Origin of the sequence: Dapis brunnea BLCC-M229, from assembly GCF_050015995.1 — a bacterium.
Taxonomy (GTDB): domain Bacteria; phylum Cyanobacteriota; class Cyanobacteriia; order Cyanobacteriales; family Microcoleaceae; genus Trichodesmium.
Map to the genome: position 1 here is coordinate 2,991 of NZ_JBNHEP010000239.1, position 354 is coordinate 3,344.

The window sequence follows — 354 nt, forward strand, 5'->3', positions numbered from 1 at the left end:
TGGTTGGTTAATAAATGTTGTGCTGTTGTCATTGTTGGCAACGGGGGGTTGGTTTGGCTCTGGACCTGATTCTACTGTAATGTCTACTATAGCACTGCTGGTATCTCCATCACTATCTGTGATTGTGTAGTTAATGGTGGGGTTTCCATCGAAGTCTGGGTCGGGAGTAAAGTCTATGGTGTCATCTGTGGGGTCGTCTGGTGTGCCTCCATCGTTGATTGTGGCTGTGCCTCCTGTGACTCCATCTATGGTAATTGTGCCGGCTCCGTCTCCGCCAAAGTCGTCGTTTTCTAGTACATCAATGTTGGTTGTACCACTTTCGGCTACTGTGGCTGTGTCGTCTTCTGCTGTGGG

The 354-nt window shown here is 49.2% G+C and carries 1 protein-coding gene; it reads right to left on the bottom strand.

The features are described from left to right. On the bottom strand, positions 1-354 hold a 354-nt coding region (locus ACP6PM_RS27550; RefSeq protein ID WP_426590086.1), incomplete at both ends, for an Ig-like domain-containing protein.